General features: G+C 68.3%; 6 protein-coding genes and 1 pseudogene. 5 read left to right on the forward strand and 2 right to left on the reverse strand.

All coding sequences use genetic code 11. The features are described 5' to 3' along the window. The 4 genes from mptB (at window position 1) to VN856_RS24885 (ending at window position 4,504) form a co-directional block, all read left to right on the forward strand. On the forward strand, window positions 1–1,701 hold the full coding sequence (mptB, locus tag VN856_RS24870) for a polyprenol phosphomannose-dependent alpha 1,6 mannosyltransferase MptB (RefSeq protein ID WP_325694297.1): 1,701 nt from the start codon (window positions 1–3) through the stop codon (window positions 1,699–1,701). Next, window positions 1,698–2,642: an ABC transporter ATP-binding protein gene (locus VN856_RS24875; protein WP_325694299.1), complete on the forward strand. Its 945-nt coding sequence runs from the start codon at window positions 1,698–1,700 to the stop codon at window positions 2,640–2,642. Before mptB ends, VN856_RS24875 begins: the two co-directional genes overlap by 4 nt. After that, window positions 2,639–3,415 carry an ABC transporter permease gene (locus VN856_RS24880; protein WP_325694301.1) on the forward strand — a complete coding sequence of 259 codons (777 nt, stop codon included), beginning with the start codon at window positions 2,639–2,641 and terminating at the stop codon, window positions 3,413–3,415. The genes VN856_RS24875 and VN856_RS24880 overlap by 4 nt, the downstream gene beginning before the upstream one ends. 114 nt (window positions 3,416–3,529) lie before the next feature. Further along, the gene (locus tag VN856_RS24885) at window positions 3,530–4,504 is read left to right on the forward strand and encodes a COX15/CtaA family protein (protein WP_414687042.1); all 975 of its coding nucleotides are present in this window, start codon (window positions 3,530–3,532) and stop codon (window positions 4,502–4,504) included. Here VN856_RS24885 and VN856_RS24890 read toward each other — a convergent pair. Then, on the reverse strand, window positions 4,454–5,128 hold the full coding sequence (locus VN856_RS24890; RefSeq protein ID WP_325694306.1) for a hypothetical protein: 675 nt from the start codon (window positions 5,126–5,128) through the stop codon (window positions 4,454–4,456). The genes VN856_RS24885 and VN856_RS24890 overlap by 51 nt on opposite strands. A gap of 31 nt (window positions 5,129–5,159) precedes the next feature. Between VN856_RS24890 and VN856_RS24895 the strand changes: the two genes are divergently transcribed. After that, window positions 5,160–6,137 carry a quinone oxidoreductase gene (locus VN856_RS24895; protein ID WP_325694304.1) on the forward strand — a complete coding sequence of 326 codons (978 nt, stop codon included), beginning with the start codon at window positions 5,160–5,162 and terminating at the stop codon, window positions 6,135–6,137. A 12-nt stretch (window positions 6,138–6,149) separates the two neighbouring features. Here the strand turns inward: VN856_RS24895 and VN856_RS24900 are convergent. Next, window positions 6,150–6,290: pseudogene (locus VN856_RS24900) on the reverse strand (WXG100 family type VII secretion target); the annotation flags it as partial.

A 6,290-nucleotide genomic window follows, 5' to 3' on the forward strand; every position in this document is an offset into this window, starting at 1 on the left:
CTGCGCCTGCGGTCTCTCAGCACGTCGATTGCCGGATGGCACGGCGACGAACGTGCCGTCGGCTCGCCGCTGAACGACGCCGAGCTGATGGCGCTGCGCCGGACCCGGTTGTTCGGCGCCAGCGGCACGGTGCTGATGGCCATCGGCGCGCTGGGGGCCGGGGCACGGCCGGTGGTCCAGGATCCCACCTTCGGGGTTCGGCTACTCAACCTGCCGTCGCGGATTCAGACGGTGTCGCTGACCATGACCACCACGGGCGCGGTGATGATGGCCCTGGCCTGGCTGATGCTGGGCCGGTTCGCGCTGGGCAAGCGCCGAATGTCCCGCGGTGAGCTGGATCGCACACTGTGGTTGTGGGTGCTGCCGCTGCTGCCCGCGCCCCCGATGTACAGCAAGGACGTCTACTCCTACCTGGCACAAAGCCAGATCTCCCTGGAGGGGCTCGACCCCTACAAAGTGGGCCCCGCGTCCGGGCTGGGACTGGGCCACGTGTTCACGCTCTCGGTGCCCAGCCTGTGGCGGGAGACCCCGGCCCCGTACGGCCCGCTGTTTCTGTGGATCGGGCGCGGCATCTCCGCGTTGACCGGCGAGAACATCGTCGCGGCCGTGCTGTGTCACCGGCTCATAGTGCTGATCGGCGTCGGCCTGATTGTCTGGGCGACCCCGCGGCTGGCCCGGCGCTGCGGAGTCGCCGAGGTGAGCGCGCTGTGGCTGGGCGCCGCCAACCCGCTGCTGATCATGCATCTGGTCGCCGGCATCCACAACGAGGCGCCGATGCTCGGGCTGATGCTGACCGGCACCGAGTTCGCACTGCGCGGTATCGACTCCGCGCGCCCGCTGTGGCCGCGACCATGGCCGCGGGCCAGTGGACACCGAGCGGATTGGGCGCCGCTGGGCATGCTGCTGGCCGGGGCGATCTTGATCGTGCTGTCCTCGCAGATCAAGTTGCCCTCGCTGCTGGCGCTGGGCTTCGTCACGATGGCGTTAGCGCAGCGCTACGGCGGCACTCTCAAGTCGTTCCTGCTGGCCAGCAGCCTGATGGCGGGATTGTCGCTGGCCGTGATGGCCGCGGTCGGCTCGGCCAGCCGGCTCGGGTTCGGCTGGATCTACACGCTGGGCACCGCCAACGTGGTGCGCAGTTGGATGTCGCCGCCGACGCTGATCGCGCTGGGCACCGGGCAGGTGGGGATTCTGCTGGGCCTGGGTGATCACACCACCGCGGTACTGTCGCTGACCCGTGGCATCGGCGTGTTGATCATCGGGGTGATGGTCGCCTGGCTGCTGATCGCCGTGCTGCGTGGCCGTCTGCATCCGGTCGGTGGACTCGGCGTCGCGCTGGGCGGCACCGTGTTGCTGTTTCCGGTGGTGCAGCCCTGGTATCTGTTGTGGGCCATCATCCCGTTGGCGGCCTGGGCCACCCGGCCGGGCTTCCGGATGGCAGTGATCATCGTGACAATCGTCGTCGGCATCTTCGGCCCGACAGCCAACGGCGACCGGTTTGCGCTGTTCCAGATCGTGGACGCCACCGTAGCCAGCACAATCATCGTGCTGCTGCTCATCGCGGTGACCTACGACCGATTGCCGTGGCGGCCGCTGCCCGAGGAGGGACCCGGGCCCGAGGAGGCGGGCGATGATCCCGTCCCGACCGGCCAGACCCCGCAGCCCGCTCCGCTGCCCGGCGCTTACGCTCAATCGTCGTGAGCCCTGCTTCAGACATCCACGTGCGGTTGCGCGGGGTGTGCAAGCAGTACGGCTCGGGCGCGAACGCAACGACCGCCGTTTCTCACCTCGATCTCGACGTGCATGCCGCCGAGGTGCTGGCGCTGATCGGCCCGAACGGTGCCGGCAAGACGACGACCGTGGAAATGTGCGAGGGGTTCGTCCGCCCCGATGCCGGCATCATCGAAGTCCTCGGATTGGACCCGATCGCCGACAATGCCCGGTTGCGAGCACGGATCGGCGTGATGTTGCAGGGCGGCGGCGGCTATCCCGCGGCCCGGGCCGGCGAGATGCTCAACCTGGTGGCCTCGTACGCCGCCGACCCCCTGGATCCGGCGTGGCTGCTGAACACGTTGGGTCTGACCGACGCGGCCCGCACCACCTACCGACGGCTCTCCGGCGGGCAGCAGCAGCGGCTCGCGCTGGCCTGCGCGCTGGTTGGCCGGCCCGAATTGGTCTTCCTCGACGAGCCCACCGCCGGCATGGACGCCCAGGCCCGAATCCTGGTGTGGGAGTTGATCGATGCGCTGCGCCGCGACGGCGTGACAGTGGTGTTGACCACCCACCAGCTCAAGGAAGCCGAGGAGCTCGCCGACCGCCTGGTCATCATCGACCACGGTGTGACGGTGGCCGCCGGAACGCCGGCCGAGTTGACCCACAGCGGCGCCAAAGGCCAGCTGCGATTCAGCGCGCCGCCGCGACTCGACTTGACGCTGCTGGTGTCGGCGCTGCCCGAGGACTACCAGGTTTCCGAAGCGATGCCGGGCGAGTATCTGGTGGAAGGCCCGATCGACCCGCAGGTGCTGGCCACCGTGACGGCATGGTGCGCGCAGATCAACGTGCTGGCGACCGACCTGCGGGTGGAGCAGCGCAGCCTGGAAGACGTGTTCCTGGAGTTGACCGGCCGGGAGTTGCGCTCATGACCGAAAACCATTTCCCCGCAGGCACGTTCACGCCCGACCCGCGACCCGCCGCGGTACCCAAGATGCTGGCCGCGCAGTTCGGTCTCGAGCTGAAACTATTGCTGCGTAACGGCGAGCAACTGCTGCTCACCATGTTCATCCCGATCACGCTGCTCATCGGTTTGACGTTGCTGCCGCTCGGGTCGTTCGGCGACAACCGGGCCGCCACCTTCGTTCCGGCGATCATGGCGCTGGCGGTGATCTCGACCGCGTTCACCGGCCAGGCCATCGCGGTCGCCTTCGACCGGCGCTACGGCGCGCTGAAACGGCTGGGCGCAACAGCACTGCCGGTGTGGGGCATCATCGCGGGCAAATCGGCGGCGGTCGTCACCGTCGTGTTCCTGCAATCAATCATCCTGGGCGCCATCGGTTTTGCCCTCGGTTGGCGGCCGCCTCCGGCGGGTCTGGCGTTGGGCGCGGCGGTCATTGCGCTGGGGACCGCGGTTTTCGCGGCGCTGGGTTTGCTGCTTGGCGGCACCCTGCGCGCTGAGATCGTGCTGGCGGTGGCCAACCTGTTGTGGTTTGTCTTCGCCGGACTCGGTGCGCTGACGATCGAATCCGGGCTGGTCGGTTCGGCCGTCAGATGGGCGGCACGGCTCACCCCGGCGGGGGCACTGACCGAGGCGCTGTCCCGCGCGTTGAGCCTGTCGGTGGACTGGTTCGGTGTGCTGGTGCTTGTTGCGTGGGGCACGCTGGCCGGACTGGCCGCGTTGCGCTGGTTCCGCTTCACCTGACCCGCCGCGGCCGAGCGTGACGTTGGCTTCACGTTCGACGGCCAGCGTGAAGCTGGCCTCACGCTCGCGGCGACAGTCCACCCGACCCCGCCCTACTACGGGACGTAGTTTTCATTGCCCTACGATCGGGCGATGGCTGTCGGGCGAGCATTGCGGCGGTTGGTGGACCTGCTTCCCGAGCCCAGCATGCGGGCGCAGCGGATCGTCGCGGCGGCGGTGATCCTGACCCAGGGTGGCATTGCCGTCACCGGCGCGATCGTCCGCGTCACCGCCTCCGGACTGGGCTGCCCGACCTGGCCGCAATGCTTTCCGGGCAGCTTCACCCCGGTCGCGGTTTCCGAGGTGCCTCGCATCCACCAGGCCGTCGAATTCGGCAACCGGATGATCACCTTCGCCGTTGTGCTCACCGCGGCGCTGGCCGTGTTGGTGGTTTACCGGGCCCACCGCCGAGCCGAAGTGCTGCTCTACGCCTGGTTGATGCCGGCTTCGACGGTCGTGCAGGCAGTGATCGGCGGGGTCACCGTCCGCACCGGGCTGTTGTGGTGGACGGTGGCCATTCACCTGCTCACCTCGATGACGATGGTGTGGCTCTCGGTGCTGCTGTTCGTCAAGGTCGGCGAGCCTGACGACGGGGTGATCAGTTACCAAGTGGTCAAGCCGCTACGCGCACTCACTCTGCTCAGCGCACTCACGCTGGCCGCCGTGCTGGTGGCCGGCACGCTGGTCACGGCCGCGGGACCGCACGCCGGGGATACCAGCCCGCGTCGGACCGTGCCGCGGCTGCGGATCGAGATCACCACGTTGGTGCACGCGCACTCGTCGCTGCTGATCGCGTATCTCGCCCTGCTGGTCGGGCTGGGCTTCGGGCTGCTCGCGGTGCATGCGCCGCGGCCGGTCCTGTTGCGGCTGGGCGTCCTGCTGATGGCGGTCGTAGGTCAGGCAGCGGTCGGGACCGTGCAGTTCTTCACCGGCGTTCCGGCGGCGCTGGTCGCCGTCCACGTCGCGGGGGCGGCGATATGCACGGCGGCGACCGCGGCCTTATGGGCCTCGATGCGAGAGCGGGCCGAGCCCCAACCGGTCCAGGGCTGACTCGACGCACAAGGCGAACTGACGCTGCGCGTCGTCGCGGGCGTCGTCGTCGAGTAGTCGCCAACCCAAGGACGGGGCAACCAGATTCAGCTCTGCCAGCTCGGCATCACCGGATTCTTCGATGACCTCCGCGCGGGCATACAGCAGTTCCTCGAGATCGACACCGAGGTGGTCGACGGTTGCCTGCAGGGCAGCCTGTCCGAGGTCCCACAATTCGAAATCGGCTTCGATCGGCAAATTCTCGACGAATGCGTGGGACTGGATGCCGCCGATGAAAACCAGCGCGGTGCGAACCGCGGAGTCTGACGGGCGGCGGCCCCGCAGCACGGGCACTCCGGCGCGGCCAAGGTCACGCAGGTGGCGCCGACCGGTGTTCCAAGCGACGACGTCAGGAGCGTTCAGCAGATTACGCACCCGCTTCGTCCACGCCAAAAACTCGGCGTGATCGCTGCCGTCCCGCAGGATCACCAGATCGGCGTCGAGTGTGCGTGGGTCGTCCCAGGGCAACCAGTGCGCATGCAGACCGCGCGTGCGCAGTGCAGCCACCAGGCCGGCATCGTCGCCGTCCGCCGAACCGGCCAGCACAATCCGGGGATGGCGAATGTCGGGCCGGGCCAACTTCATGCGGACTCCATGCATGCGGATGATAGTCACCATGCAGGCAATCGAAGTCGCAGAAATCGGCGGTCCGGAAGTTCTGAGCTATGTCGAGCGGCCGCAACCGTCGCCGGGGCCGGGTGAGGTCCTGATCAAGGCCGAAGCGATCGGCGTGAATTTCATCGAAACCTATTTCCGTTCCGGGACTTACCCTCGCGATCTGCCGTTCGTGCTGGGCACCGAAGTGGCCGGAACCGTGGCCGCCGTCGGCGACGGCGTGACACGGCTGAGTGACGGCGACCGGGTGGTGACCGCGGCAGCGTCCGGTTCGTACGCCGAATTCAGCACCGCGCCAGCGCAATTGGTCGCACACGTGCCTTCAGAAGTCGGACTGGACGTGGCCGCCTCAGCTCTGCTGAAGGGCATGACGGCGCATTATCTGATCACCTCGGTGTATCCCGTGCAGTCCGGCGACGCGGTGCTGGTCCATGCTGGAGCCGGCGGGGTGGGGCTGATCTTGACGCAGTGGGCGACGAACCTGGGCGTCCGGGTGATCACGACGGTGTCGACGCCGGCGAAGGCCGAGCTGTCGCGGCAGGCCGGTGCCACCGACGTGCTGGACTACCCCGGCGACGATGCGGCCGAATTCGGCAAACGGATCCGCGAACTGACCGGCGGGGTCGGCGTGGCAGCGGTGTTCGACGGCGTCGGGGCAAGCACGTTCGACGCCAGCCTGGCCAGCCTCGCGGTGCGGGGAACCCTGGCACTGTTCGGCGCATCCAGCGGACCGGTGCCACCCGTCGACCCTCAGCGGCTCAACGCGGCCGGATCGGTCTACCTGACCCGGCCGACGTTGGTTCACTTCACCCGCACCGGCGAGGAATTCGCTTGGCGCTCAGGCGAACTGTTCGCCGCGATCGCCGACGGATCGCTGAGCGTCACGGTGAGCCGAAGCTACCCGCTAGCCGAGGCCGCTCAGGCGCACCGCGACCTGGAGGGCCGTCAAACGGTCGGCTCGATCGTGCTTACGCCGTAGCGACTGCGGTCTCTAGCCGCCCCACTTGGCGCCTTCGGCCTGGTCGCGGGCCAGCATCGAGGTGGTGTTGTTCTCATGGGTGCCCGCCATCGCGCGGTAGGACAACACCAACTGCTCCATCGCCTGATTCCACTGCGCCTGCCAGGCCTGGTA

Source organism: Mycobacterium sp. (assembly GCF_035603715.1).
GTDB lineage: Bacteria > Actinomycetota > Actinomycetes > Mycobacteriales > Mycobacteriaceae > Mycobacterium.

Coding starts and splice junctions, on each gene's coding strand:
- VN856_RS24880 (WP_325694301.1), top strand. CDS start 2,639: ATGACCGAAAACCATTTCCCCGCAGGCACGTTCACGCCCGACCCGCGA.
- VN856_RS24890 (WP_325694306.1), bottom strand. CDS start 5,128: ATGAAGTTGGCCCGGCCCGACATTCGCCATCCCCGGATTGTGCTGGCC.
- VN856_RS24895 (WP_325694304.1), top strand. CDS start 5,160: ATGCAGGCAATCGAAGTCGCAGAAATCGGCGGTCCGGAAGTTCTGAGC.